This is a genomic window from Tabrizicola soli, assembly GCF_015999335.1.
GTDB lineage: Bacteria > Pseudomonadota > Alphaproteobacteria > Rhodobacterales > Rhodobacteraceae > Tabrizicola > Tabrizicola soli.
The window spans coordinates 46,212-71,965 of the sequence record NZ_JAEACP010000014.1; the positions used below are offsets into that span (position 1 = coordinate 46,212).

Below are 25,754 nucleotides of genomic sequence, written 5' to 3' on the forward strand. Positions count from 1 at the left end.
CGTGGCCCGGCCCTTCGCTAAGGACCGGCCAAACCATCCCCGGAGGCCCCCCGATGAAAGCCCGTGTCACCGTCATGCTGAAGACCGGCGTCCTTGATCCCCAGGGCGAGGCCGTGCGCCACGCGCTCGGCTCCCTCGGCTTCCAGGGCGTGAACGGGGTGCGGCAGGGCAAGGTGATCGAGCTCGACCTGGCCGAGACCGATGCAGCCAAGGCCGAGGCCGAGGTCAAGGCGATGTGCGAGAAGCTGCTCGCCAACACCGTCATCGAAAGCTACCGGGTCGAGATCCTGTGACCTTGCAGGGTGGGTGAATCACCCACCCTGCCCTGCGCCTCGCAAGCCGGGCAATATCGCCCAGCCTACCGCCGCGCCACCCGCAGCCAGATTCCGTCCCGTGCCCGCACCGTCAGATGCGCCACCGGCACCGGCGCGCGCGCCTCTAGCGCTTCGAAACGGAACGCCCGCACCAGATGCGCCAGCATCAGCGTGCCCTCCAGCATCGCGAACCCCGCCCCCGGACAGACCCTTGCGCCGCGAGAGAACGGCAGGTAGGCCCCCTGCGGCACCTCCCCCGCCCAGCGGTCCGGATCGAACTCGTCCGGCCGCTCCCACAGCCGCTCATGCCGGTGCAGGTGCCAGGGGCTGATCACCACCTGCGCCCCCCGCTTCGCCTGTCGCCCCCGGAACGCTTCCGGCCCCGCCGCCTCGCGCACCAGCATCGGCACCGGCGGGTAGAGCCGCAACGCCTCGCGGAACACGTCGCGGGTAAACCGCAGCGATCCCATGACCCCGAACTCCGGACGAAGCGCCGCCGCCTCCGCCGCCACCCGCTCCTGCGCCCCGGGGTTTGCCGCCAGCAGATACAGTGCCCAGCCCAGGGCCGAGGCGCTGGTCTCGTGCCCGGCCAGGAAGAAGATCGCCACCTGGTCCACCATCTCCGCCGTGCCGAAGGGCGTTCCCGTCACCGGGTCCGGCGTCGTCATGATCTTCGTCGCCAGATCCCGCGGCGCCCGCCCTTCGGCGATCGCCGCCGCCCGCCCGGCCGTCAGTCCCTGGATCAGCCCCCGGATCGCCCGCGCCGCGCGCAGCGTCGCCCGCCGGCGCAGCCGCGGCATCCAGCGCGGCAGCGGCAGGAAGGCCCCCAGGTTCAGGATCGGCGCACTGTGCTGATAGGCGCGGAACTCATGGAACACCGCCTGCGCCACCGCATCCTCGATCGGGATCGAGAACAGCGTGCGGAAGATCACATCCGCCGCCGCATGGCTGGCCGCCAGCTCCACCTCGACCTCGCCCGGCTCCATCCGCGCCACCGCCGCCTCGCTCGCCGCCCAGATCGCCGGGAACGCCTCCTTCACCCGCCCGCCCTCGAAGGCCGGGTCGATGATCCGCCGCTGGCGCAGCCATTCCTCGCCGTTGGTGACGAAGACCGACCGGCCCAGCAAGGGCCGCAGCCCCTCGGTCACCCGGCTCGACTTCGGGAAATCCCCCGGCCGCCCGTCCAGCACCCGCCGCACCAGCGCCGGATCGTTGCAGAGGTAGCTCTCGAAGAAGGGCGTGCGGAACTCGGCCATCCAGGCCCGATACAGCCGCGCCGGCTGGGCCGAGAGGATATCCCGCCGGAAGGCCCTGAGATGCCCCAGAAGCGAGACCCGGTCCGCCCGCGGCGTGGGCTTCGGCGGGATCATGCCACGTCCCTGAACGGCGACAGCGCCCGGTCGATACGGCCGGCCGAGGGCCTGCGGCCCCGGAACCGCTCCGCCAGCGTCACCGGCCCGGCGGTGATGCGGAAATAATCGTAGTCCCCCGGCCGGTCGAAGGCGCAGAGATACTGGAAATGCAGCCGGAAGAACCGCCACCGCAACGCTCGCCACCTCTCCGCGCTCAGCGTTAGGCTGAAGGCGGCCGAGATCACCAGCGGCCATCTCTGACCCTCCGGCGCGACCCCGCTGACCGCCACCGGATCGCAGAGCGCAAAGGTGCAGCCATCCCCCGGCGCAGTCACGTCGACCCAGGTCAGTTCCTCACTCGCCGAGAGATAGCGCAGGTCGCCCCGCAGTCGCGCCGCCCCCGGCAGGAACGAGGCCATCGGCACCACCTGCCCCAGGCTCAGGAACCCCAGCGCCGGGCCCCGCGGCATCCCCTCGCGGATCAGCCCGGCCAGCACCGAGACCGCCAGATGCACGCCCGAGGAATGTCCGACCACCAACACCTCGTCCACGCCCGTCGCCAGCGCCGCCCGAAGCCGCGCCCGGAACTGCGCCAGCCGCTCCTCCAGCGCCACCGGCCAGGCCCCGCGCGCCATCGCCGTGAAGGCATAGTCGTGCATCAGGTAATAGACGAAAAGCCGCCGGTCCAGCCGCCGGAACCCCTCCAACACCGCCCAGACCATGCCCGCCGCCAGCAGCCAGCCCACCCCCGCCCATGGCACCAGCCACAGCACCAGCGCCCCCGCCAGCAGCGCCACGACCAGTTGCAGCAGCAAGAGCACAGCCGGATACAGGGCCGCGATCATCGGCCCCTTGCGCAGCCGCACCAGCCGTCCCAGCGCGCCCGAGGCCAGATAGACCCAGGCCGTCCGCGCCAGCAGAAGATAGGTGCCAGGGATCCCCCGTCCCATCGACCGGCGCACGAGGTCGGACCAGACCAGCACCTCGACCCAGGTCTCGGCCGGCCGGCCCATGTCGCTGCGCACCCGCCAACCATAGTCGGGTCCGCCCCGGCCCTCGACCGTCAGCGCATAGCCCGAGATCGAGGCCTGCGCCGCGCCCTCCTTGCGGTAAAGCTCACGGTAGCGGCGCGGCGGGAAGGGATCATAGCCCGGAATGTACAGCACCCGGCGCCGGAAGACGCCTGCCTGCCCCTCGCTCTCGCCTGTACCGTCCAACACCAGTCTACCCGTCAACCACGCGCCACCTTACCGCAAGGCCGGCAAAGGAAAAGCGCCCTCAGCCCGGCAGGGGCAGGCCCAGAAACTCGTAGGTCTCCAGCATCCAGTAGCTGAAATCGGTGAAGGCCCCGGTCACCAGCGCCAGCCCGACAAGGATCAGGAGGCTACCCATCAGCCGCTCGATCAGCTTCATGTGCCGCTTGAGCTTCGCCATCAGGGTCATTGATCTTTCGATGAAAACCGCCGCCAGCAGGAAGGGCAGCCCCAGCCCCAGCGCATAGACGCCCAGAAGCAGCGTGCCGCGTTCCATGCTGCCCTCCTGCGCGGCCAGCGACAGGATCGCGCCCAGCTGCGGGCCGATGCAAGGCGTCCAGCCGAAGGCGAAGGCCAGCCCCAGCACATAGGCGCCAAGCGCGCCGCCGCCCTGCTCGCCCGCGTCCATGCGCATCTCGCGGTCCAGAAGCGGGATGCGGAAGATGCCCAGGAAATGCAGGCCGAAAACGATGACCACCACGCCCGAAATCCGGGCCAGAAGCACCTGGTTGTTCAGTACGAAAGTCCCGAAGGCCGAGGCGGTGAAGCCCAGAAGCAGGAAGATCGTCGACAGCCCCAGCACGAAGAACAGCGCGGGCAGGATCACCCGCCGCCGCGCCGCGCCCTGGCCGGTCATCTCGCCCATGCTGATCCCACCCATATAGGCCAGGTAGGGCGGCACGATCGGCAAGACGCAAGGCGAGAGGAAGGACAGCACACCCGCCAGAAGCGCCACCAGCATCGCGGGCATCAGGGCTGCGTCGATGATCTCGATTCCGAACATGGGGCACTCCTTCCCCATCCGGATAGCCGCTTTCGCCGCCCGCGTCACCGGGGCGCGGCGTCACATCCGCGTGCCGCTTGCGGGAGTGGCGCAGCAGGGCTACACCCCGGCGCATGACGGACTGGAACGAGATCGTGGATTGCGAGGGGCTCCTCTGCCCCCTGCCGGTCTTGCGGGCGCGCAAGCGGCTTATGGCGATGGCGCCGGGTCATGTGCTTTGCGTCCGGGCGACCGATGCGATGGCGGCGGTGGACCTGCCGCATTTCTGCGCCCAGTCCGGGCACGCCTATCTCGGCTGCCGCGAAGAGGGTGCGGTCGCGCTGCACCTGATCCGCCGCGGCTGAAAAGAAAAGGGCGGCCCGGCGGCCGCCCCCTTCCTGACATCAGCGGCCCAGCGACCACCAGCCCTTGCGCTTCGGCTTCGGCGGCCCGTCCTCGGCCTCCGGCTCCGGCGCGGCCTCGACCGGCGCCGCGGCCTCGGCCGGATCGGGCACCACGGTCTCGGCCGTGGCGGTCATCCCCGGATCGACCGCAAGCTTCGGTTGTTCTAGTGCAGCCTCGACCGCGGCTTCCGGCTCCGGCGCAGGCGCGGCTTCCGCCGCCTTCGCTCTGGACCGGCTGCGCGGCGCCTTGGCCGCAGGAGCCGCCGCAGGAGCTGCCGCCGCCTCGGCCTCGACCTTCTTCGCCCGCGAGGCCCGCTTCCTAGGCGCAGGCTTCACCTCCTCGGCGAGGACTTCGGCCGGCGTCTCGGCAACCATGGTTTCCGGTTCCGCCACGACAGCCTCGGGAGCCACGGCCTCCGCCGCCTTCTTCCCGCGCGGCGCGCGGGTGCGCTTCGGCGTGGCGGGGGCCTCGGCCACCACCTCGACCGGCTCGATCGGCGCGGCCTCGACGACCTCGGCCGGGGCTTCGCTCACCTCGCCCTCGTCCTCATCCTCCTCGGCCCCGTCCTCCTCGGCCCCGTCCTGCGCGGCCTCGGCCCCGTTCGGACCGCCCTCGCGCTGGCCATTCCGCCGCCGCCGCCGACGCCGGCGCTTCTTCTTGCCCGGCTCCCCCCCCTCGGCAGCAACCGGAGCCGCCTCGGCCTCGGCCACCTCATCGACCTCTTCCTCAAGGATCTCGTCGACCAGATCCTCGTCCTCCTCGTCGACGGGCGCACCCATCAGCCCGGCATGGCCCGAGATCACCGGCGTCTCCGGCACCACGCGCAGCGCGGTCTTGAACTTCTCGATCGAGTAATCCGGGCTGACCAGCATCGGGTCCGCCTCGATCCGCACGGACATCCCGTAGCGCGCCTCGATCAGCGCCACATGTTCGCGCTTCTGGTTGATCAGGTAGTTCACGATCCCGACCGGGGCCTTCAGGAGAACCTCCTTCGACCGCTTCCGGGTGCCCTCCTCTTCCAGCGCGCGCAGGACCTGCAGCGCCATCGAATCATCCGACCGGATCAGGCCGGTGCCATGGCAATGCGGGCAGGGCTGGGTCGTCGATTCCAGCATCCCCGGCCGCAACCGCTGCCGGCTCATCTCCAAGAGGCCGAAGCCCGAGATCCGCCCGACCTGGATCCGTGCCCGGTCGGTCTTGAGCTTCTCCTTCAGGCGCTTCTCGACCGCGGCGTTGTTCTTCCGCTCCTCCATGTCGATGAAGTCGACGACGATCAGGCCGGCGAGGTCGCGCAGACGCAGCTGGCGCGCCACCTCGTCGGCGGCCTCCAGGTTGGTCTTCAGCGCCGTCTCCTCGATCGAGCCTTCCTTGGTCGCCCGACCTGAGTTCACGTCGATCGCCACCAGTGCCTCGGTGACGCCGATCACGATGTAGCCGCCGGACTTCAGTTGCACCACCGGGTTGAACATCCCGCCGAGATAGCCCTCGACCTGGTATTTCGCGAAGAGCGGCGTCGGCTCGTTGTAGCGGATCACCTGCTTGGCATGGCTCGGCATGATCATCCGCATGAAGTCCTTGGCGGTGCGATAGCCGGCCTCGCCCTCGACCAGGACCTCCTCGATCTCGCGGCTGTAAAGGTCGCGGATCGTGCGCTTGATCAGGTCGCCTTCCTCATAGATCTTGGCCGGGGCGATCGACTTCAGCGTTAGCTCGCGGATCTGCTCCCAGAGCCGCATCAGATATTCGTAATCGCGCTTGATCTCGGGCTTGGTGCGCTTGGCCCCGGCGGTGCGGATGATCAGGCCGGCGCCTTCCGGCACCTCGATCTCGCCCGCGATCTCCTTCAGCTTCTTACGGTCCACCGCATTGGTGATCTTGCGGGAAATCCCGCCGCCGCGCGCAGTGTTCGGCATCAGCACGCAATAGCGGCCCGCGAGGCTGAGATAGGTGGTCAGCGCCGCGCCCTTGTTGCCGCGCTCCTCCTTCACCACCTGGACCAGCATGATCTGCCGGACCTTGACCACTTCCTGGATCTTGTAGCGCCGGGCGCGCGGGCGACGCGGCTGGGCGATCTCCTCGGCGACATCTTCCTCGGCGATCGATTCGATCTCGTCGTCGGTCTCGCTGGCGTGGTCCACCGCCTGGTAGAACCCGTCCTCGCCAGAGTCATTGCGCTCGGCCGCAGGTTCCTCGGCCACCTCGACCGCCCGGGGAGCGAGATCCGCGGTCTCGACCAGGACAGCGCCATCGGCCTCGTCCTCGCCCAGATCGACCACATCCATCCCGGCCGGGCCTTCCACCACCGCCTCGTCGGGCTTTGCGGCCTCGGCCCTTGCCTGCGGCCGCGCCGGACGGCGACGCGAGCGGCGGTTTTCTTCCTCTTCCTCGGCGCGGGCCATCGCCCGCTCCTCCTCGATCAGCGCCTTACGGTCGGCGACCGGGATCTGGTAGTAATCCGGGTGGATTTCGGCAAAGGCCAGGAAGCCGTGGCGGTTGCCGCCATATTCCACGAAGGCCGCCTGCAGGGAGGGCTCGACCCGCGTCACCTTGGCCAGGTAGATGTTCCCGGCCAGCTGGCGCTTGTTTACGGTCTCGAAGTCGAATTCCTCGACCTTGTTCCCGTCGACCACGACCACCCGGGTTTCCTCGGAATGGGTGGCGTCGATAAGCATCTTTCTTGACATGTTTGTCCATTGCGCCCCGGGCGCAAGAGACCCCCTGGCGGACCAGCGGGAAGGAAACGGACGGGGCGGCTTGTCTGGGCGCGGACGGCGGGCGCAAGCGCGGTTGTCCGGCCCAGGGGGCGGACTCCTGCCGTGCTATCTGTGCTCGCGCGCCTCATCGCGGTTTACATCTGAAGGGCCAGAACAGCCCCTCACCTCTGAAAGCCGGCAAATCCAGGGACTTGCAGGCAATGTGCACAACCTTGCGGTCGATCCGGCTCCCCGAACGAGACACGAATATGCGCATCCAACAGAAGGGGAGAGAATTCCTGGGGCGGTCAGACCGCCTTTCTGCGACCCTAAAGGCAAAAAAGGGGCAAGAGCAATGACGAATTTCGCCTCCCGCCTGGCGCGAGGTCGCATCGAGACGGGTCCGGACCCCTCCTCGTTCGACTTCGTCTCCTCGTCGGTTGGCGACGGCGAGGAGTGACGAAGTCATCGACGAGCGGCCCCGTCAGGCGCGGACAAGTCCTGGCGACGCCTGAACAACCCCGGCCAGGCCCTTGATTTCAGGCGATACGGTCAGACATAGTCCGACCGGCTCAGCCCATACTTGGCCATCTTTTCGTTCAGGGTCCGCCGCGGCAGGCAAAGCTCCTCCATCACCGCCACGATCGACCCCTTGTGCCGCCGCATCGTGTTGTCGATCAGCATCCGCTCGAAAGCCTCGACATAATCCTTCAGCGGCTTGCCCTCCGTGGTCAGCGCCGGCCCCGCCGCCTCGTTGTCGGCCATCAGCAGCGAGGCGATCGACCCCGAGCCGCGCCGGTTCTGCAGGACCGCGCGCTCGGCGATGTTGACCAGTTGCCGCACATTCCCCGGCCAGGGCGCCTGCAGAAGCTGCGCCGCCTCCTGCGCGGTCACCTGCGGCGCCTCGCAGCCGTATTCCTCGGCGAACTGCTCGCTCAGCCGGGTGAAGAGCGTCAGGATATCCTCGCCCCGGCTGCGCAGCGGCGGCAGCAGGATCGTCATCGCCCCCAGCCGGTAGTAGAGATCCGGTCGCAGCGCCTGTTCCAGCGTCGTGTCGGGGGCGTGCTGGTTACAGATCGCGATGATCCGGGTCTCGGGCGGGGTGCCCTGGTCGTTGATGAAGGCCAGAAGCCGCGCCTGCAGCGCGTTCGGCAGCGCCTCGATGTCCTCGAGGCAAAGCGTGCCGCCCCGCGCCTCCTCGACCAGGGGAATCGCCCCGTCCTCGCCCGGCCCGAAGAGCCGCGCCGCCAGCTGGTCCTCGCCCCAGGCAGCGCAGGAGATCGCGACGAACTTCTTCGACGCCCTCGGCCCCACCGCATGCAGGGCATGGGCGACCAGCGTCTTGCCGGTCCCGGTCTCGCCGTCGATCAGCACATGGCTGTCGGCCTGGCCGAGGTCGAGGATATCCTCGCGCAGCCGCTCGATCGCGGGCGAGGAGCCGATCAGCTTCTTCATGATGGTCGAGCCGTCCGACAGCTCCTTCCTGAGCGCCCGGTTGTCCAGCGTCATCCGCCGCGCCTGGGTGGCCTTCTTGGCCAGCTCGGTCATCCGGTCGGGGTTGAAGGGCTTTTCCAGGAAGTCGAAGGCCCCGACCCGCATCGCCTCGACCGCCATCGGCACGTCGCCGTGGCCGGTGATCATGATCACCGGCAGCCCCGAATCCAGCCCCATCAGCCGCTTGAGGAAGGCCATCCCGTCCATGCCCGGCATCCGGATGTCGCTGACCACCACGCCGGGGAAATCGGCGCCGATCACCTTCAGCGCCTCTTCCGCGCTGGCATAGGTTTCGGTGTCGAACCCCGAGAGCGCCAGCCACTGGCTGATCGACTGCCGCATGTCGGTCTCGTCGTCGACGATCGCCACTTTCATTGCCCGGGCCATCTGGACCTCTTCATTCTGCTGCTTCCTGTCTGTTGCCGAGGATCGGCAACTGCATTTCGAAAACGGCGCCGCCCCCTTCCGCGTTCCGTGCGGTCAGGCGTCCGCCAAGATCGGTCACGATCCCGGACGAGATCGCCAGCCCCAGGCCCACGCCCTCGCCGGGTTTCTTGGTGGTGTAGAAGGGTTCGAACAGGTTCTCGAGATCGACGATCCCATGGCCGTTGTCCCGCACCGTCAGCGTCGCCGTCTCGCCCGCCGAGAGGAGGAGGTCGATCTGCGGCGAGGTCACATCCTTGGTCGCGTCCAGCGCGTTGCGCAAGAGGTTGATGATCACCTGCTCCAGCCGGATCCGGTCGGCCATGACCATCACCGGCTGGCGCGGCATTCCCCGGCTGATCCTGACGACCCGCGCCTTCAGCTGCGGCTCCATCATCGCCAGCGCCGCGGAGACGCAGGCGCGAAGGTCAACCTCCTCGAAGGCCTCTCCGCCCTTCCTCGCATAGGACTTCAACTGCCGCGTGATCGCGCCCATCCGCTCGATCAGGTCGTCGATCCGCTGAAAGCTGGACAGCGCCTCCTCGGGCCGCTTGCGCTGCAACAGAAGCCGCGCGCCGGCGAGATAGGTCTTCATCGCGGCGAGCGGCTGGTTCAGCTCGTGGCTGACCGCCGCCGACATCTCGCCCAGGGCGGCAAGCTTCGAGGACTGCGCCAGCGTCAGTTCGGCCACCTCCAGGTCCTTCTGCACCTTCTCGCGTTCGGCGATCTCGCGCTGGAGGCGGGCGTTCAGCTTGCGCAGTTCCAGCGATTCGCGCTGGAACGACAGCGAGCGCGACCAGGCCCGGCGCGACAGGATGTAGAAGGTGAAGGCCATCAGGATGGCGAAGCCCATGATTTCCAGCGCGAGGATGCCGTTCACCTGCTCGCGGACCGAGCCATAGGCGGTGAAGGTCGACAGCTTCCAGCCGCGGAAGGGAACCCGCGCCTCGGTCTTCATCACGGCCTCGCCGCTGACATAGGCGTCGGGCGGCGTCTGCGCCCAGTCGGCGGTCGCCTGCAGCGCGCGCGCAATGGCCGAGGGCGGGTCGCGCAGCGCCAGCGCCTCCTCGATCTTCTGCCCGCGCCAACGCGGCTCGGTCGAGAGGACCACGGTTCCCTCGCTGTCGGTGACCATCACCGCATCCTGCAACCCCGCCCAGGCGCGTTCGTATTTCATCAGGTCGACCGAGACCACGATCACCCCGATCGGCTTCGCATCCCCCATGATCGCCCGCGAATAAAGGAAGTCGAACCCGCCCGTATCGCGGCGCAGCGCGGTGAAGACGGTCTCCTTGTTGCGTTGCGCCGCGACGAAGAAGGTCTCGTTGCGCTGGCTGGTGCCCAGGACGTTGCGGTTGGTCGCCCCCACCGTGCGCCCGTCGGCATCCAGAAGCCGGATCGAGGCGACGCCGATCTGGCCCTGCAACGCGATCAGCTTGGCGGAAGTCGACGAGAAATTCCTGTCCCGCAGCGCCTGCACCAGAGCGGGGTCTGCGGCCAGAAGCAGCGGCACGACCGAGGTGCGCTGCAATTCGGCCATCAGGTTGCCGGTGTAAAGCGCCAGCCGGACCTCGGCCCGGCCCCTGGTATCGGCGGTATAGCGGTCGGTCAGCAGGCGGTTCGAGACCAGGACGATCCCGACCGCCAGCAGGATCAGCAGCCCCACCACCAGCTTCACGCGCCAGGGCAGGCCGGACGGGCTGCTGGAAAGAGGGGACGTCTCGGATCTCATGCGGCGAGAGTAGGGCCGGGGTCCGGCACCCTCAAGCGGGGGGCGGTCAGGCCAGCGCCATCCCGCCCATCAGCGCGGCGAACAGCGGGCGGCCGTCCTCCGACCCCAGCGCGCCATCGGTCGCGCGTTCGGGATGCGGCATCATCCCCAGCACCCTGCGGTTTTCCGACAGCACGCCTGCGATGTCGGCGGAGCTGCCGTTCGGGTTCTGCTCATAGGTAAAGGCGATGCGATCCTCGCCCTGCAGCCGCGCCAGCCCCTCGGCGTCGATGGTATAGTTGCCGTCGTGATGCGCGATCGGAATCTGCAGCGCCTGGCCCTTCGCATAGCCGGAAGTATAGGCGCTGTCGGTGGTCGCCACCCGCAGCGTGACCGTGCGGCAAAGGAATTTCAGCGTGGCATTGCGCATCAGCGCGCCGGGCAGCAGGCCCATCTCGGTGATGACCTGGAAGCCGTTGCAGATGCCCAGGACAAAGCCGCCCCGGTCGGCATGGGCGCGGATCGCGCGGCCGATGGGCGACTGGGCCGCGATGGCGCCGCAGCGCAGGTAATCGCCGAAGCTGAACCCGCCGGGGATGCCGACGACATCGACGCCCTTGGGCAGTTCGGTGTCCTTGTGCCAGACGCGGGCGACCTCGAATCCCGCGCCCTGGAAAGCGACGGCGAGGTCGCGGTCGCAGTTCGATCCGGGGAAGGTGACGACGGCGGCTTTCATGGCGCGACTCCCGTGCTGGCGGATGCGGGCTTTCTAGCGGATCGGCGCAGAAAGGGCCAGTGCTTGCGCCCCCATCGAAAGCGGCTAGGCTGGACCGATGCTGACCGCTCCCGCCCTTGCCGCCCTGCGCGCCCTTTTCGGCGACCGCGCCTCGACCGCCCCCGCCGTCCTGGCCGAACACGGCCAAAGCGAAAGCCTGGTCTCGGCCGGCCCACCCGACGCCGTGGTGTTCCCCCGCTCGACCGAAGAGGTCTCCGCCCTTGCCCGCTGGTCGGCCGGACATCGCGTGCCGCTGACCGGCTGGGGCGCGGGCACCTCGCTCGAGGGTCACGCGCTGGCGGTGGCGGGCGGCGTGGCGGTCGATTTCCGCGAGATGGCCGCGGTGCTTGAGGTGCGGCCCGAGGACCGTCTGGTCCGCGTCCAGCCCGGCATCACCCGCGAGGCGCTGAACCGCGAGCTTCGGACGACCGGGCTGATGTTCCCGGTCGATCCCGGCGCCAACGCCAGCCTGGGCGGCATGGCGGCGACCCGCGCCTCGGGCACGACGGCGGTGCGCTACGGCACGATGCGCGACAATGTGCGCGGGCTGGTGGTGGTGCTGGCCGGGGGCGAGGTGATCCGCACCGGCTCGGGCGCGCCGAAATCGGCTTCGGGCTACGACCTGACCGCGCTGTTTGTGGGGTCCGAGGGAACGCTGGGCCTGATCACCGAGCTCACGCTGAAGCTGACCGGCCAGCCCGAGGCGGTGATGACCGCCGTGGCCGCTTTCCCCTCGGTCGCGGCGGCGGTCGATTGCGTGATCGCGACGATGCAGATGGGGCTGACCCCGGCCCGGATCGAATTTCTCGATGCCGAGACGGTCGCCGCCTGCAATGCCCATTCCGGCCTGACCCTCCCCCCTGCCCCGCAGCTGCTGGTGGAGTTCCACGGCCACCCGGAGGGCCTGGCCGAGGACGTCCGCCGCTTCCGCGACCTCGCGGCCGGGTTCGGGGCATCGGGTCTGGACTGGGCCGCGCAGCAGGAGGACCGCACCCGGCTCTGGGCCGCCCGCCACGCGGCCTATCGCGCGATCCTGGCCTCGCGGCCGGGGGCGAAGGCGGTGGTGACAGATGTCTGCGTGCCGATTTCCCGCCTTGCGGAAGCGGTCGAGGAGACGCGGGCCGACATCGCCGCCTCCGGCATCCCCGGTCCGATCCTGGGCCATGTCGGCGACGGCAATTTCCACGCGATCCTGATGGTCGATCCTGCCCGGCCCGAGGAAGTGGCCACCGCGAAGGCCCTGGCGACGCGGATGGCGGACCGCTCGCTGCGGCTGGGCGGGACCATCACCGGCGAGCATGGGGTGGGCTTCGGCAAGCTGGGCCTGATGGCGGCCGAGCATGGCGCGGCCTGGCAGGTCATGAGCGCGGTGAAGGCGGCGCTGGATCCGATGCGCCTGATGAACCCCGGCAAGCTGGTGCCGGGTCAGCCCTGATCAGAAGTCAAAGCTCGAGCGACGGAACAGCCCGCCCTCGATTTCGCGCTCGCGGCGCTCCAGGTCGATCCGCGAGACCGAGGCATTCAGATAGGCGCGTTCCAGCTCGGCGATGGAGGGGAAAGCCTTCCCGGAAATCAGCGATTTGAGAAACTTGAGCATTCTTGCGGTTCCTTGTCCTGTCCGGAACATAGGATGCCGCAGCGCAGCATCATAGGGGACGGCGCGACAGATCCGTCATGCGCCGGGCGCATGGATCAGCCCGCCAGCAAGGCCCGCGCCGCCGCCCGCGCGGCCTCGGTCACCGTGTCGCCGGCCAGCATCCGGGCGATCTCCTCGACCCGGTCCCCCTCGCCCAGCCCGGTCACGGTCGAGAGCGTCTGCCCCTCCGCCACCCGCTTCTCCACCCGCCAGTGCCGCGCGCCGAAGGCCGCGACCTGCGGCGAATGGGTCACCACCAGCACCTGCGCGCCCTGCGCCAGCGCCTTCAGCCTGCGGCCCACCGCATCCGCCGTGGCCCCGCCGACGCCGCGGTCGATCTCGTCGAAGATCAGCGTTACGCCCGGACTATCGCCGGTCAGGCAGACCTTCAGCGCCAGGAGGAAGCGGCTGAGTTCCCCGCCCGAGGCGATCCGGTTCAACGGCCCCGAGGGCGCGCCGGGATTGGTCGCCACGGTGAAGGTCACCGCATCAACGCCCTCCGGCCCCGGCTCGCCGCCGGTGATCTCGGTGGCGAAAACCGCGCGCTCCATCTTCAGGGGCGCCAGTTCCGCCGCCATCGCCGCGTCCAGCCGCCCGGCCGCTACGCGCCGCGCCGCCGTCACCCGCGCCGCCTCGGCCGCATAGCCCGCTTCCGCCTCGGCCACCGCCTTGCCCAGCTTCGCGATCCCCGCCGCCCCGCCGTCGATCGCCGCCAGCCGCGCCCTTAGCCCCTCGGCGAAACCGCCCAGATCGTCGGCCAGGACGCCATGTTTGCGCGCCAGCGCCCGGATCGCGAACAGCCGCTCCTCGACCCGCTCCAGCTCGCCCGGATCGAAGTCCAGCGCCTCCAGCGCCCGCGCCACCCCGTCTTGAACCTCGCCGAGTTCGATCAGCGCCCGGTTCAGCGCCTCCATCGGTGCTTCGAGCCGCCCCTCGGCCCGGTCCAGCGCCCCGTCGAGCCAGCGCAAGGCGTCACGCATCCGGCCCTCGGCACCCTCCTCCGACAGCGCGGCCAAAGCCTTCGCCACATCCTCGCGGATGCGGCCCGCGCCCTGCATCAGCCGCCGCCGCGCATCCAGCGCCGCATCCTCGCCCGGCTCCGGGTCCAACTTGTCCAGCTCCGCGACCGCATGGCGCAGGAATTCCTCCTCGGCCGCCGCCCGCGCCAGCGCGCCCTCGGCCTCGGCCAATGCCGCCCGCGCCTCGCGCTGCGACGCCCAGGCCGAGCGCAGGGCCGAAAGGTCCAGTCCAGCGAAAGCGTCCAGCAGCGCCCGATGCCCGCGCGGGTTCAGAAGGCCCCGGTCGTCATGCTGGCCATGCAGCTCCACCAGATGATCCGACAGGTCGCGCAAGACCTCGCCCGAGACGCGGCGGTCGTTCACGAAGGCGGTCTTGCGCCCGTCCGCGCTGTTGACCCGGCGCAGGATCAGCTCATCCCCGGCGGCGATTCCCGCCTCCTCCAGAACCGCAAGCGCGGCATGGCCGGGCGGAAGGTCGAAGACCGCCGTCACCTCGCCCTGCGCGGCGCCCGCCCGCACCAGCTCCGCCCGCCCGCGCCAGCCCAGGACGAAGCCCAGCGCATCCAGCAGGATCGACTTCCCCGCCCCCGTCTCGCCGGTCAGCACGTTCAGGCCGGGCCCGAGGTCGAGGCTCAGCCGGTCGATGATCAGCACATCGCGGATGTCCAGACTACGCAGCATGGTCAGCCTCGTAGGGTGCGCTACAGCGCACCATTCCTACAACCACTCGCCCTTCACCATCTGGCGATAGATCGTGCGCAGCCAGCTTTCGCCCTTGGCCTCGGGCGACAGCCCCTTGCCCTTCAGCAGCCGGTAGCTGTCCTCGTAGAAGGGCGAGGACTGGTAGTTGTAGCCCAGGATCGCCGCCGCCGTCTGCGCCTCGTCGTTCAGGCCCAGCGCGACATAGCTTTCCACCAGCCGGTGCAGCGCCTCGGCGGTATGGGTGGTGGTCTGGAAATCCTGCACCACGACGCGGAAACGGTTGATCGCGGCGGTGTAGTGGCGGCGCTTCAGATAATAGCGGCCGACCTCCATCTCCTTAGCGGCCAGCTGGTCGAAGGCGAGGTCGAACTTCAGGATCGCCGAGCGGGCATATTCGCTGTCGGGATAGGTCTCGATCACGTCGCGCATGCCCGAGAGCGCCTGGAAGGTGATCCCCTGGTCGCGGCCCACGTCGTCGATCTGGTCGTAATAGCTCAGCGCCATCAGGTACAGCGCATAGGGCGCATCCTCGTCGCCGGGGTAGAAGTCCAGAAAGCGCTGCGCGGCATCGCGGGCCTCGGGATATTCCTTGGCCTTGTGATGGGTATAGGCCTGCATGATCAGGGCGCGCTTGGCATATTCCGTATAGGGATACAGCCGCTCGACTTCCTGGAAGTAGACCAGCGCGTTCTTCGGGCGCTTGCCGGTCGCAAGCTCCAGCTCGCCCTTCTTGAAGATTTCTTCGGCGGTGTAGGTGTCCAGCGCAGGCTCTTTCGAGCCGCCTGCGCAACCTGCCAGCACCCCCGCGAGCAACGCGACCGTAAGGAGCCCTGCGGCGGGCCTTCTGCCTGACATTTTCAGCCTATCCAAACCCTTGCCCCTGTCCGGCATCCCCAGCGGGTCCGCCGCCCGGACGATTTGACTTGTCCTAGCACAGAAAAATCCGGGGCGCAAAACGCCTTTCACGACTTTTCCACGGCCGGGAAAGGGCTCAGGCCTGCGCGGGCAGGTCGCCGGCATGGACGCCCACGCCCGGCAGCTTGCCCAGGGTCTGCGGTCCGCAATCGACGAACCGCCAGGCCGAGGGGTCGGCGAACAGCGCGCGCAGCAGCCGGTTGGTCAGCGCGTGGCCCGCCCGCTCGCCGGTGTAACGGCCCAGGATCGGCCCGCCGGCCAGCGCAAGGTCGCCCACCGCGTCCAGCATCTTGTGCCGCACCGGCTCGTCCGCATGGCGCAGGCCGCCGGGCGAGAGCACCCGCTCGCCGTCGAAGACCACCGCATTCTCCAGCGTCCCGCCCAGCGCCAGCCCGTTGGCCCGCATCGCATCCACGTCCGACTGGCGGCAGAAGGTGCGGCTGTCCGACAGCTCGCGCACGAAGGCGCCATTGGCCATGTTCAGCCGCCGCGACTGCATCCCGATCGCGGCCTCGGCAAAGTCGATGCTGAAGTCGATCTCCAGCATGTCGGCCGGCTCCAGCCGGGCCACGGCCCCGCCCTCGCGGATCTCGACCGGCTTCAGCACCCGGATCGCGCGGACCGGGGCGTCCTGCTCCTCGATCCCCGCCTGCAGGAATCCCGCGACGAAGGGCATGGCCGAGCCGTCCAGGATCGGAACCTCGGGCCCGTCGATGTCGATCAGCGCGTTGTGGATCGCCGAACCGGCCAGCGCCGCCATCACATGTTCGATCGTCGAGACCGAGGCCCCCTCGACATTCTCGACCACGGTGCACAGGCGCGAGGGCGTGACCATATCCCAACGCGCGGGAATCAGCGAGCCGCCGGGGATGTCGGTCCGGCGGAACCAGATGCCGTGATCGGCCGGGGCCGGACGGACGACCATCCGCACCGGCTGGCCGGAATGCAGTCCGAACCCGGTGAAGGTCGCAGGGGATGCCACGGTATTCTGCACGACGCCTAACCTTTTCCCTGGCCGGTCTCGGCCGGCCTTCAGTCGCATTTTAGCTAGTCCCTGGGACGGCAGACCACAACTCACTCTTTGTGACGGTATGTGTCAGGTTTGAAACATGGATCAAGCGGTTGATTCCAAAGGAAAAGGCCCGGTCTCCCGGGCCCTTCTCAATCCTCTCCGCAATCGCCTGTCAGTTTGCCTGACGGCGCAGGAAGGCGGGAATCTCGATCCGGTCCTGATCGGTGCCCATGTCCGGATCGTCGTCATAGGCGGTCACCGGCGGCTGCTGGCGGCTGGCCGGGACGGCCGCGCCGGGGGTGTCGAGGTGGCCGGCCATCCGGTTGATCAGCGAGCCGATCCCGAACCGGGGCTTGGCTGCGGCATGGGCCACCGGGCTGGGCGCCTGCGCAACCGGGGTCGGCCGGGCCGTGCGCGCCGCAGGGGCGGCGGCCGGGCGGCTGACCGCGGCCTGCAGACGCGCCAGCGCCTCGGCCGAAGGCTGGCCCGCCTGGCGCGGACGCGGGGCGACGAAATCGCCGGCATCGGCCTCGATCGCGGCCGGGGTCGAGCGCACCAGCGAGGGTTGCTGCACCGGAGCCGGGCGATAGGCCGGGGGCGGCAGGTCGTCGGCCATCGGCTCGGCTTCATAGCCGGCGCGGGCGGCGACCGGGTCGAAGGCCGGCATCTTCGCCACCGGCTCGTCATATTCGGGCTCGTCCACGATCGACAGCGCGACCGGCGCGGGGGCCTGGACCTGCGGCGCCGGGGCGCGCGGAGCCTCGACCGGCTGGCTCGGGGCCATCGCCAGCGGCGCGGCCATCGAGCGGCGCGCGACCGGCTCCTCGGCGCGGGCGGCCGAAGCGTCGATGCCGGTGGCCACGACCGACACCCGGATCCGGCCTTCCATGCCGGTGTCCAGCGTCGAGCCGACGATGATGTTGGCTTCGGGGTCGACCTTGTCGCGGATGATGTTCGCAGCCTCGTCCAGCTCGAACAGGGTCAGGTCATAGCCGCCGGTGATGTTGATCAGCACGCCCTTGGCGCCGTTCAGGCTGATCTCATCCAGAAGCGGGTTGGCGATCGCCTTCTCGGCCGCCTGCACCGCGCGATCCTCGCCATCGGCCTCGCCGGTGCCCATCATCGCCTTGCCCATCTCGTCCATCACCGACCGCACGTCGGCGAAGTCGAGGTTGATCAGGCCCGGCCGCACCATCAGGTCGGAAATGCCCTTCACGCCCTGGTAAAGCACGTTGTCGGCCATGGCGAAGGCTTCGGTGAAGGTGGTCCGCTCGTTCGCGAGGCGGAACAGGTTCTGGTTCGGAATGATGATCAGCGTGTCGACGACCTTCTGCAGCGCCTCGATCCCCTCCTCGGCCTGCTTCATCCGCTTGTTGCCCTCGAACTGGAAGGGCTTGGTCACGACGCCGACGGTCAGCACGCCCAGCTCGCGCGCGGCCTGCGCGATGATCGGGGCGGCGCCGGTCCCGGTGCCGCCGCCCATGCCGGCGGTGATGAAGCACATGTGCGCGCCCGCAAGGTGATCGACGATCTCCTCGATCGTCTCCTCGGCCGCGGCGGCGCCGACGCTGGGGCGCGCGCCCGCGCCAAGCCCTTCGGTCACCTTGAGGCCCATCTGGATCCGCGCGGCCGCCCGCGACTGCTGCAGCGCCTGCGCATCGGTGTTCGCGACCACGAACTCCACGCCTTCGAGCTGCTGGTCGATCATGTTGTTGACCGCGTTGCCGCCGGCCCCGCCCACACCGAAAACGGTGATGCGCGGCTTCAGCTCTTCACGCTCGGAAGTCATCGTCAGATTGAGTGCCATGGGTTTGCCCGTCCGTTTCTTGTCCGCCGCCTGTTTTCGTTCGGCCCGCACCTGTCCCGCGTGCAAACTGGCCGATTTATTCCGAATTCTATCCACAACCCGGAATAACGTCACGCAAAAAACCTTGCGTGACCGCAAAATCTAGGGGGTATTTCCCCGGTTTCAGCGGTATTTCGCCCGAAATGCCGGATATGGTGGTCACCAGTTGTCCTTGAACCACTTTACGGCCCGCCGCAACGAGCGCGCCGGATAGCGTTCGGCCGGAATCTCGAAGTCCCACCATTCGTCCTGCGGATGCGCGGCAAAGAGGCACAGGCCCACCGCGCTGGCAAAGGCCGCCCCGGTCGCCGCCTGCGGCAGGCCCTGCACCCGAAGCGGACGGCCGAGGCGCACCCTCTGCCCCAGGATCCGCGTCGCCAGCCCGTCCAGGCCGGGGATCTGGCTGCCGCCGCCGGTCAGCACGATCTGCTGGCTGGGCAGACTATCGAAACCGGCCGCGTCCAGCGTGGCGCGGACCTCCTCCAGGATCTCTTCGACGCGCGGGCGCATGATGCCGATCAGCTCGGTCCGGCTGATCTGGCGGCGGTCCTTCTCCCAGTCGCCGGAATCGCCGCCGATGTCGATCATCTCGCGGTCGTCCATGCCGGTGGCGTAAAGCCCGCCGTGCCGCGTCTTGATCCGCTCGGCCGTGGCCATCGGGATCTGCAGGCCCTTGGAGATGTCGCTGGTCACATGGTCCCCGCCCATCCTCACCGAGTCGGCATAGATCATGTGCTTCTTGATGAAGATCGACAGGCCCGTTGCGCCGCCGCCCATGTCGATGCAGGCCGCGCCAAGTTCCTGCTCGTCCTCGACCAGGCTGGAGATGCCGCTGACATAGGCCGAGGACGCGATCCCCGCCAGTTCCAGGTCGCAGCGTTTTATGCAGTACAAGAGGTTCTGCACCACGTCGCCGCCGACCGACAGAAGATGCATGTCCACCGCCAGCCGATGCCCGATCTGCCCGCGCGGGTCGCCCAGGCCGCTGCGATGGTCCAGCGCGAAATTCACCGGCTGGGCATGCAGCACCTCGCGCCCCGGACCGATGTCCGGCACGTCGCACGAGGCGAGGACCCGGCTCACATCCTGCTCGCTGACGACCGAATCCTGCAGCTCCAGTTCGCCCGCAAGGCCATAGCTGCGCGGCTCGGCCCCCGAGAAGCAGGCGATCACATGGTCGACCCGCACATTCGCCATCTTCTGCGCCGCCTGCACCGCGGTGCGGATCGCGCGCTCGGTCTCGTTCATCACCGCGATCTCGCCGAAGCGCACCCCGCGCGACCGCGTCGTCGCCGCCCCGATCACCCGGAACTGGCTCTGGCCCGCCATCGGCCCGACCCCGTCCTGTTCGCGCAGCCGGTCCGGCCCGTCGAAACGCAGGACCAGGCAGGCGATCTTCGAGGTGCCCACGTCCAGGATGGCGATCACGCCGCGCTGCATGGCGGCGCGGCGCATGTTCCGCATGGCGCGCTGGGAGGTATAGAGATCGGTCACAGTTCGTTCTCCATGGTTTCGATGCCTTGTGCGCGGCGCAGCTCGGCAAGGGCGTTGGGGGTCAGGCGAAGGGTCGGGCGGTGGTCCGACCTGAGGTCGACGGTCAGGATGTCGCGGTTCATGATGTCCTGGGCATGGTCCAGCGCCAGAAGCCGCTCCAGCGCCTGCACCGGATTGACGGCGGGCAGAAGCACGCGCTGGTCGCGGTCCAGGATCAGGTCCCAGCGCCGCTCGCCGACGCGGACGAGGCCCCGGATGCGCGGCAGCAGCGGCCCGGCGGCGTCGAACAGCGCCTCGGCCTCGGCCATGGCGCGGTCCGCGCCCTCGCCCGCGACCAGCGGCAGGTCCGGCCGGTCGGCCCGCGACAAGAGGCCCGCGACCCGGTGGCCGCCAGTGTCGACCAGCATCAGCCCCGTGTCCGTGCGCCAGATCGCCACCGGCTCGCGCTCGGTGATCGTGACCTGCAGCACCCCGCCCGAGCGCACCCGCAGATCGGCGCGCAGCACCGCGTCCAGCGCCTCGATCCGGGCGCGGGCGGCGTCGAGGTCGATGTCGAACGAGGACATCGGCAAGGGCAGCGCCAGCCGCGCCCGCACCGCCTCGGCCAGCTCGGGCGAGGCGCCCTCGACCCGGGCGAGGCTGACGCGGAACTCGGGCCGGGCCTCGAACTCCTGGCGCAGATGGGTCAGCTGGCCGATCAGTGCCGTGCGGTTCCCCTCATGGCTGAACCACAGCCCGCCCGCGCCCAGCAGAAGCACGGTCGGCAGGCCGGTGCGCAGGAACATCCGCACATAGGGCGTCAGCATCCAGCGTTGCAGCCGGTAGGCCCATTTCGACGGCGCCGGGTCGCGGCGCAACTGGCGCTGATAGGCGGGGCGGCGGGCGGTCAGCGGTTGCATGACGCGTCCCTCACCATCCAGTCGCAGAACTCGGGGAAGGAGATCCCCCGCAGCGCCGCCTGTTCCGGGGCGAGCGAGGTGGGCGTCATCCCCGGCTGGGTGTTGGTCTCCAGCAGGATCAGGCCTGCAAGCCCCCGCGCCTCGTCCCAGCGAAAGTCGGTGCGGCTGACCCCCCGGCACCCCAGCGCCCGGTGCGCCCGCAGCGCAAAATCCAGGCAGGCGGCCTCGATCTCCTTCGGCAGCTTCGCCGGGCACTCATGGCGGCTGCCTCCCGGCTTGTATTTCGCGTCATAGTCATACCAGCCGTCGGTGATGATATCCGTCACCGCCAGCGCCCGGTCGCCCATCACCGTCGTCGTCAGCTCGCGGCCGGGGGCATAGGTCTCGACCATCACCACCGCGGGCATCTCCGCCGCCAGCCGCGGCGCATTGGCCCCCTCGCGCACGATATAGACCCCGACCGAGGAGCCCTCGTTGTTCGGCTTGACCACATAAGGCGGCTTCAGCACATGCCCCGCCGCCACGTCATCGCGGCTGGCCAGCACGCTTTCCACCACCGGCAGCCCGGCGGCGGCAAAGGCCTCTTTCGCCCTGGCCTTGTCCATCGCCAAGGCCGAGGCCAGCACCCCGGAATGGGTATAGGGGATGCGCAGCCATTCCAGCAGGCCCTGGACGCAGCCATCCTCGCCCCAGCGGCCATGCAGGGCGTTGAAGCAGACATCTGGCTTCACCTCGGACAGGCGCATAGGCAGATCGGGGCCGCAATCGACCTCGACCACCTCATACCCCGCCGCCCGGAGCGCCTTGGCGCATTCGCGCCCAGAGACAAGCGAAACCTCCCGCTCAGCGGAAAGCCCACCCATCAACACCGCCACTCTGGGGGCCATCCTGCTCGATGTGCCCGCCATTCTCTGCCTCATCCGGGTGCTTTCGTGCCCCGTGATCTATCGTTAATCCTGCAGGTATTCTCCGACCCGCATGATTTCCCACTCTAGCCTGATACCGCTTGATTGGAAAACCTTTTTTCGCACGTCCTCGCCGAGATTCTCCAGATCGGCGGCGGTCGCCCCACCTGCATTTATCAGGAAGTTGGAATGCATCTGCGACATCTGCGCCCCGCCCCGCCGCGCGCCGCGCATCCCGGCGTCGTCGATCACCTTCCAGGCCTTCAGCTCGTGGCTGTCGTCCGCCCGCCCGGTCGAACTGTAGCCCGCCGGATTGCGGAAGGTCGATCCCGCGCTACGCTCCTTCGTGGGCTGGGAGGCGTCGCGTTTGGCGATCTGCTCGGCCATCCGCGCCTCAAGTGCTGCGGGATCGCCCGGATCGGCCCGGAAACTGGCCGCGACGATCACCGCGCCCTCGGGCAGCGCGCTTTGCCGGTAGCGCAACTCCAGCGCCGCGGCAGGCAGCACCTCCACCCGGCCCTCTCGGGTGACGATGCGGATTTCCTCAAGCCGGTCGGCCACATAGGCGCCATAGCAGCCCGCGTTCATCCGGACCGCGCCGCCGATGCTGCCAGGGATCGTGCGCAGGAAGGTCAGGTCCAGCCCCGCCTCGGCCGCGCGCCTGGCCACATGAGCATCCAGCGCGGCCGCCCCCGCGGTCACGCGGCTTCCCTCGATCGCGATGCCGTTGAAGCCCCGCCCCAGCCGGATCACCACCGCCCGTATTCCGCCATCCCGCACGATCAGATTCGACCCGACTCCCATCGGAAAGACCGGCACCGCGGGGTCCAGCCCGGCCAGGAACTGCGCCAGGTCCGCCTCGTCCGCCGGCTGGAACAGCCAGTCCGCCGGGCCGCCGACCCGAAGCCAGGTGAGGTCGGCCAGGGGCCGGTCCGGGGTCAGCGTGCCGCGAGGGGTGGGAAACGTGGTCATGCCAGCGGGATAGCCGCCGCCGGGTCCGGGGACAAGCGGTCAGCCCGCCTGCCGGCGCAGCCAGCGCCAGAAATAGACCACCGGCCAGCGCAGGATCGAGGCGCCCGCCGCCAGGATCGCCATGCCGACGAAGGGCCCCGCCACCCAGGTGATCCAGCCCAGCAGCGGCACGCCGACCGCGATCAGCCCATAGGCCGCGCGCCAGTGGTAATCGCGCGAGGGGAACATGGCGATCACATTGGCCGCGATCAGCCAGACCATGCAGAGCGCAAGCGGCACCGTCATTCGCGCAGCTCCGCCGGGATGCGGCCCAGGGCGCGGCGCGCGAAATAGGCCAGCGGGCGGCGGAACATCGACAGGAAGGCGAAAAGCCCGGCCGCCAGCCAAAGCCAGCCGTGCTCCCGGCCGATCCAGACCAGCAGCATCGGCGCGGCGGCAAGCAGCACCAGCCCCGGCAGCATCTGCGCCCGCATCGGCAGCATCGCCGTAACCGCCGAGGCCAGCACCCACAGACAGCCAAGGATCAGGGCCGCGCTCATGCCGCTCGGCCCTCTCCCGGCCCGGACCCAAATTCCTTCGAAGGAATTTGCAAGACTTCTGGAAAAGTCTTGCCCTGCCTCATGCCGCCGCACCCATCAGCCGCGCCGGCAGCGCATTGGCCCAGGCGCTGATCGTGCCCGCCCCGAGGCAGACCACCATGTCGCCCGGCCGGGCCTGTTCCTTCACCAGCCGCGCAAGATCCGCCTCGTCCAGCAGCGCCCTGGCATGGCGGTGGCCATGCGCGATCAGCCCCGCGACCAGATCATCGCGCGAGGCGCCGGGGATCGGCTCCTCGCCCGCGGCATAGACATCGGCGATGGCGACAACATCCGCCTCGTTGAAGCAGGTGCAGAACTCCTCGAAGAGATGGCTGAGGCGCGAATAGCGGTGCGGCTGGTGGATGGCGATGATCCGCCCTTTCGTCGCCTGCCGCGCGGCCTTCAGCACCGCCGCGATCTCGACCGGGTGGTGGCCGTAATCGTCGATGATCGTGACCCCGTTCACCTCGCCCACCCGGGTAAACCGCCGGTTGACCCCGGCGAAACCGGCCAGGGCCTCGCGGATCTCGTCCTTCTTCATCCCCAGATGCCGCGCCACCGCCACCGCCGACAGGGCGTTCGAGACGTTGTGGTCCCCCGGCATCGGCAGGGTGCAGCCCTCGATCACCTGCCCCTCGCCCTGCAACGCGATGTCGAAATGGGCGACACCGTTCTCATAGGTCAGGTTCACCGCCCGCACATCGGCCTGGGCGTTGAAGCCGAAGGTCACCACCCGGCGGTCCGTCACCCGCCCGACCAGCGCCTGCACTTCCGCATGATCGGTACAGCAGACCGCCAGCCCATAGAACGGGATGTTCGAGACGAAATCCAGGAACCCCTTCCGCAGCGCGTCGAAGGTGTGCCAATGCTCCATATGCTCGGGGTCGATGTTGGTGACGATGGCGATGGTCGCGGGCAGGCGGTTGAAACTGCCGTCGGACTCGTCCGCCTCCACCACCATCCACTCCCCCGCCCCGGCCCGCGCGTTCGAGCCATAGGCATGGATCACCCCGCCGTTGATCACCGTCGGATCGAACCCGCCCTTGTCGAGCAAGGTCGCCACCATCGTCGTCGTCGTCGTCTTGCCATGCGTCCCGGCAATCGCGATGTTCGACCGCAGCCGCATCAGCTCGGCCAGCATCTCTGCCCGGCGCACCACCGGCAGCTTGCGCCGCCGCGCTTCCTCCAGCTCGGGGTTGCCCTTCTTGATCGCGCTGGAGATCACCACCACCGACACGCCCTCGCCGATATTCTCGGCCCGCTGCCCCTCGAAGAACCGCGCGCCCAGCGTCACCAACCGGTCGGTGATCTTCGACGCCTTCGCATCCGAGCCCTGCACGGCATAGCCCAGCGTGATCAGCACTTCCGCGATGCCCGACATGCCGATGCCGCCGATGCCGACGAAATGGATGGGGCCCAGTTCCAGCGGAAGCTTGGTTGCTGCGTTCATTGCGTTTCTCCGCCTAAGTCTTCGACCAGCGCCACCAATCGGGCGGTCGCATCGGGCTTTCCCTCGCCCAAAGCGTTACGGGCCATCGTCTCGGCCCGGTGCGGGTCATTCAGGATCGCGGCGATGTGGCCCGCGAGAGCGGCGGCGTCAAGCGCATTCTCCCGGATCACCACCGCCGCGCCCGCGTCAGCCAGCCCCTTCGCATTCGCCGCCTGATGGTCCGCGGTCGCCGCCGCATAGGGGATCAGGATCGCCGGACGCCCGATCACAGAGATATCCGCAACCGAGGAGGCGCCGGAGCGGCTGATCACCAGCTGCGCCTCGGAAAGCCTGCGCGGAATGTCGGCGAAGAAGGGGGCGATCTCGGCCCGGACGCCCGCCGCCTGATAGGCCACCGCCGCCCGCGTCGCATCCTCGTCCCGCGCCTGGTGGGCGATACGCAGGTTTCCGCGCAACGCCTCGGGCAACAGCGCCACCGCCGCCGGAACCAGCTCGGACAGGATCCGCGCCCCCTGGCTGCCGCCGATCACCAGCATCGCCATCGGGTAGTCCCCCGGCGGAATATAGGGGGCCCCCGCCCGCTCCAGCACCGCCTGCCTGACCGGGTTGCCGGTCGCCTCGCCGCTCACGCCCTCGGGCAGTTCGGTCGGCCAGGTGCCGCAGGCCACCCGGTCCACCTTGCCGGCGAAGACCTGGTTCACCCGGCCCAGCACCCCGTTCTGCTCATGGATCATCCGGGGCCGCCGCAAAACCCAGGCCGCCGTCAGCGCCGGGATCGAGGGATAGCCGCCGAACCCCACCACCACCGCCGGCCTGTCGCGCAGCTGCGAGACGACCGCCCCCAGCACTCCGCCCAGAATCCGGAACGGCGCCAGCAGCTTGGCCGCAGCGCCCCCCCGCGCGAAGGTGGCGCTGGCGACCCTTTCGACCGTCACCGCCTGCGGAAACCCGCCCGCATAGCGCGCGCCGCGCTCGTCGGTGGAGAGCTTCACCCGCCAGCCGCGCGCCAGCATCGCCTCGGCCAGGGCCTGCGCCGGGAACATGTGCCCGCCCGTCCCTCCCGCAGCGATCAACAGAAGCTTCCCGCTCATCGTCCCGCACCTCCGGCGGCGTCAGGCGCCTCCCTCCCCCTTCCGTGGGGGA

23 protein-coding genes are annotated in these 25,754 nt (G+C 69.2%); 3 read left to right on the forward strand and 20 right to left on the reverse strand.

Features of this window, described 5'->3' with window-relative positions; genetic code table 11:
* Positions 1-53: 53 nt before the first annotated feature.
* The gene (gene purS / locus I7S92_RS14060; protein WP_197645406.1) at positions 54-293 is read left to right on the forward strand and encodes a phosphoribosylformylglycinamidine synthase subunit PurS; all 240 of its coding nucleotides are present in this window, start codon (positions 54-56) and stop codon (positions 291-293) included.
* 65 nt (positions 294-358) lie between these two features.
* On the opposite strand, the gene I7S92_RS14065 is transcribed toward purS, so the two are convergent.
* The 3 genes from I7S92_RS14065 to I7S92_RS14075 are packed head-to-tail and all read right to left on the reverse strand — an operon-like array spanning position 359 to position 3,703.
* The gene (locus I7S92_RS14065) at positions 359-1,684 is read right to left on the reverse strand and encodes a cytochrome P450 (protein WP_197645416.1); all 1,326 of its coding nucleotides are present in this window, start codon (positions 1,682-1,684) and stop codon (positions 359-361) included.
* Positions 1,681-2,886, reverse strand: a complete 1,206-nt coding sequence (locus I7S92_RS14070; RefSeq protein ID WP_354001336.1) for a hypothetical protein — start codon at positions 2,884-2,886, stop codon at positions 1,681-1,683. The genes I7S92_RS14065 and I7S92_RS14070 overlap by 4 nt, the downstream gene beginning before the upstream one ends.
* A 58-nt stretch (positions 2,887-2,944) precedes the next feature.
* On the reverse strand, positions 2,945-3,703 hold the full coding sequence (locus I7S92_RS14075) for a cytochrome c biogenesis CcdA family protein (RefSeq protein ID WP_197645420.1): 759 nt from the start codon (positions 3,701-3,703) through the stop codon (positions 2,945-2,947).
* Between the two features lie 113 nt (positions 3,704-3,816).
* Here I7S92_RS14075 and I7S92_RS14080 point away from each other — a divergent pair, with 113 nt between their 5' ends.
* Positions 3,817-4,047: a sulfurtransferase TusA family protein gene (locus tag I7S92_RS14080; protein WP_197645422.1), complete on the forward strand. Its 231-nt coding sequence runs from the start codon at positions 3,817-3,819 to the stop codon at positions 4,045-4,047.
* A gap of 39 nt (positions 4,048-4,086) precedes the next feature.
* Here the strand turns inward: I7S92_RS14080 and I7S92_RS14085 are convergent, their stop codons facing one another.
* The 4 genes from I7S92_RS14085 to purQ form a co-directional block, all read right to left on the reverse strand.
* Complete coding sequence (locus I7S92_RS14085) at positions 4,087-6,771, reverse strand: Rne/Rng family ribonuclease (protein WP_197645424.1); 2,685 nt, start codon at positions 6,769-6,771, stop codon at positions 4,087-4,089.
* Between the two features lie 561 nt (positions 6,772-7,332).
* Positions 7,333-8,661: a sigma-54-dependent transcriptional regulator gene (locus tag I7S92_RS14090; protein WP_197645426.1), complete on the reverse strand. Its 1,329-nt coding sequence runs from the start codon at positions 8,659-8,661 to the stop codon at positions 7,333-7,335.
* 10 nt (positions 8,662-8,671) lie between these two features.
* Positions 8,672-10,429 carry a sensor histidine kinase gene (locus I7S92_RS14095; RefSeq protein ID WP_197645429.1) on the reverse strand — a complete coding sequence of 586 codons (1,758 nt, stop codon included), beginning with the start codon at positions 10,427-10,429 and terminating at the stop codon, positions 8,672-8,674.
* 46 nt (positions 10,430-10,475) lie between these two features.
* On the reverse strand, positions 10,476-11,144 hold the full coding sequence (purQ, locus tag I7S92_RS14100) for a phosphoribosylformylglycinamidine synthase subunit PurQ (RefSeq protein ID WP_197645431.1): 669 nt from the start codon (positions 11,142-11,144) through the stop codon (positions 10,476-10,478).
* A 97-nt stretch (positions 11,145-11,241) separates the two neighbouring features.
* Here purQ and I7S92_RS14105 point away from each other — a divergent pair, with 97 nt between their 5' ends.
* Entirely contained in the window at positions 11,242-12,618 is a 1,377-nt protein-coding gene (locus I7S92_RS14105; RefSeq protein WP_197645433.1) for an FAD-binding oxidoreductase, read from the forward strand.
* Here I7S92_RS14105 and I7S92_RS14110 read toward each other — a convergent pair whose 3' ends face one another.
* The 13 genes from I7S92_RS14110 to I7S92_RS14170 all read right to left on the reverse strand — a co-directional run bounded on the left by I7S92_RS14110 (position 12,619) and on the right by I7S92_RS14170 (position 25,702).
* Entirely contained in the window at positions 12,619-12,780 is a 162-nt protein-coding gene (locus I7S92_RS14110; protein WP_197645435.1) for a DUF3563 family protein, read from the reverse strand.
* A 95-nt stretch (positions 12,781-12,875) separates the two neighbouring features.
* On the reverse strand, positions 12,876-14,519 hold the full coding sequence (recN, locus tag I7S92_RS14115; protein WP_197645436.1) for a DNA repair protein RecN: 1,644 nt from the start codon (positions 14,517-14,519) through the stop codon (positions 12,876-12,878).
* Between the two features lie 36 nt (positions 14,520-14,555).
* Complete coding sequence (locus I7S92_RS14120) at positions 14,556-15,395, reverse strand: outer membrane protein assembly factor BamD (protein ID WP_197645438.1); 840 nt, start codon at positions 15,393-15,395, stop codon at positions 14,556-14,558.
* A gap of 136 nt (positions 15,396-15,531) precedes the next feature.
* Positions 15,532-16,449 (reverse strand): UDP-3-O-acyl-N-acetylglucosamine deacetylase, encoded by a 918-nt coding sequence (lpxC, locus tag I7S92_RS14125; protein WP_197645440.1) that lies wholly within the window; start codon positions 16,447-16,449, stop codon positions 15,532-15,534.
* A gap of 190 nt (positions 16,450-16,639) precedes the next feature.
* Entirely contained in the window at positions 16,640-18,274 is a 1,635-nt protein-coding gene (ftsZ, locus tag I7S92_RS14130; RefSeq protein ID WP_197645442.1) for a cell division protein FtsZ, read from the reverse strand.
* Between the two features lie 198 nt (positions 18,275-18,472).
* Positions 18,473-19,807: a cell division protein FtsA gene (gene ftsA / locus I7S92_RS14135; RefSeq protein WP_197645444.1), complete on the reverse strand. Its 1,335-nt coding sequence runs from the start codon at positions 19,805-19,807 to the stop codon at positions 18,473-18,475.
* A complete protein-coding gene (locus I7S92_RS14140; RefSeq protein ID WP_197645446.1) occupies positions 19,804-20,706 on the reverse strand; it encodes a cell division protein FtsQ/DivIB in 903 nt (300 codons plus the stop codon). The genes ftsA and I7S92_RS14140 overlap by 4 nt, the downstream gene beginning before the upstream one ends.
* Positions 20,694-21,614 carry a D-alanine--D-alanine ligase gene (locus I7S92_RS14145; protein ID WP_197645448.1) on the reverse strand — a complete coding sequence of 307 codons (921 nt, stop codon included), beginning with the start codon at positions 21,612-21,614 and terminating at the stop codon, positions 20,694-20,696. Before I7S92_RS14145 ends, I7S92_RS14140 begins: the two co-directional genes overlap by 13 nt.
* Before the next feature lie 42 nt (positions 21,615-21,656).
* Positions 21,657-22,583, reverse strand: coding sequence for a UDP-N-acetylmuramate dehydrogenase (murB, locus tag I7S92_RS14150; protein ID WP_197645450.1), 927 nt, complete (start codon positions 22,581-22,583; stop codon positions 21,657-21,659).
* Positions 22,584-22,622: 39 nt separating this feature from the next.
* Positions 22,623-22,868, reverse strand: a complete 246-nt coding sequence (locus tag I7S92_RS14155; protein ID WP_197645452.1) for a DUF2484 family protein — start codon at positions 22,866-22,868, stop codon at positions 22,623-22,625.
* Entirely contained in the window at positions 22,865-23,122 is a 258-nt protein-coding gene (locus I7S92_RS14160) for a DUF2484 family protein (protein ID WP_197645453.1), read from the reverse strand. The genes I7S92_RS14155 and I7S92_RS14160 overlap by 4 nt, the downstream gene beginning before the upstream one ends.
* A gap of 79 nt (positions 23,123-23,201) precedes the next feature.
* Positions 23,202-24,611: a UDP-N-acetylmuramate--L-alanine ligase gene (murC, locus tag I7S92_RS14165; RefSeq protein WP_197645454.1), complete on the reverse strand. Its 1,410-nt coding sequence runs from the start codon at positions 24,609-24,611 to the stop codon at positions 23,202-23,204.
* Positions 24,608-25,702: a UDP-N-acetylglucosamine--N-acetylmuramyl-(pentapeptide) pyrophosphoryl-undecaprenol N-acetylglucosamine transferase gene (locus I7S92_RS14170; protein ID WP_197645455.1), complete on the reverse strand. Its 1,095-nt coding sequence runs from the start codon at positions 25,700-25,702 to the stop codon at positions 24,608-24,610. The genes murC and I7S92_RS14170 overlap by 4 nt, the downstream gene beginning before the upstream one ends.
* Between the last annotated feature and the right edge of the window lie 52 nt (positions 25,703-25,754).

Coding starts and splice junctions, on each gene's coding strand:
- I7S92_RS14090 (WP_197645426.1), bottom strand. CDS start 8,661: ATGGCCCGGGCAATGAAAGTGGCGATCGTCGACGACGAGACCGACATG.
- I7S92_RS14095 (WP_197645429.1), bottom strand. CDS start 10,429: ATGAGATCCGAGACGTCCCCTCTTTCCAGCAGCCCGTCCGGCCTGCCC.
- recN (WP_197645436.1), bottom strand. CDS start 14,519: ATGCTGCGTAGTCTGGACATCCGCGATGTGCTGATCATCGACCGGCTG.
- I7S92_RS14160 (WP_197645453.1), bottom strand. CDS start 23,122: ATGAGCGCGGCCCTGATCCTTGGCTGTCTGTGGGTGCTGGCCTCGGCG.
- purS (WP_197645406.1), top strand. CDS start 54: ATGAAAGCCCGTGTCACCGTCATGCTGAAGACCGGCGTCCTTGATCCC.
- I7S92_RS14120 (WP_197645438.1), bottom strand. CDS start 15,395: ATGTCAGGCAGAAGGCCCGCCGCAGGGCTCCTTACGGTCGCGTTGCTC.
- I7S92_RS14105 (WP_197645433.1), top strand. CDS start 11,242: ATGCTGACCGCTCCCGCCCTTGCCGCCCTGCGCGCCCTTTTCGGCGAC.
- I7S92_RS14110 (WP_197645435.1), bottom strand. CDS start 12,780: ATGCTCAAGTTTCTCAAATCGCTGATTTCCGGGAAGGCTTTCCCCTCC.
- I7S92_RS14140 (WP_197645446.1), bottom strand. CDS start 20,706: ATGCAACCGCTGACCGCCCGCCGCCCCGCCTATCAGCGCCAGTTGCGC.
- I7S92_RS14085 (WP_197645424.1), bottom strand. CDS start 6,771: ATGTCAAGAAAGATGCTTATCGACGCCACCCATTCCGAGGAAACCCGG.
- purQ (WP_197645431.1), bottom strand. CDS start 11,144: ATGAAAGCCGCCGTCGTCACCTTCCCCGGATCGAACTGCGACCGCGAC.
- I7S92_RS14075 (WP_197645420.1), bottom strand. CDS start 3,703: ATGTTCGGAATCGAGATCATCGACGCAGCCCTGATGCCCGCGATGCTG.
- I7S92_RS14155 (WP_197645452.1), bottom strand. CDS start 22,868: ATGACGGTGCCGCTTGCGCTCTGCATGGTCTGGCTGATCGCGGCCAAT.
- I7S92_RS14065 (WP_197645416.1), bottom strand. CDS start 1,684: ATGATCCCGCCGAAGCCCACGCCGCGGGCGGACCGGGTCTCGCTTCTG.
- ftsZ (WP_197645442.1), bottom strand. CDS start 18,274: ATGGCACTCAATCTGACGATGACTTCCGAGCGTGAAGAGCTGAAGCCG.
- I7S92_RS14145 (WP_197645448.1), bottom strand. CDS start 21,614: ATGGCGGGCACATCGAGCAGGATGGCCCCCAGAGTGGCGGTGTTGATG.
- murB (WP_197645450.1), bottom strand. CDS start 22,583: ATGACCACGTTTCCCACCCCTCGCGGCACGCTGACCCCGGACCGGCCC.
- I7S92_RS14080 (WP_197645422.1), top strand. CDS start 3,817: ATGACGGACTGGAACGAGATCGTGGATTGCGAGGGGCTCCTCTGCCCC.
- I7S92_RS14170 (WP_197645455.1), bottom strand. CDS start 25,702: ATGAGCGGGAAGCTTCTGTTGATCGCTGCGGGAGGGACGGGCGGGCAC.
- murC (WP_197645454.1), bottom strand. CDS start 24,611: ATGAACGCAGCAACCAAGCTTCCGCTGGAACTGGGCCCCATCCATTTC.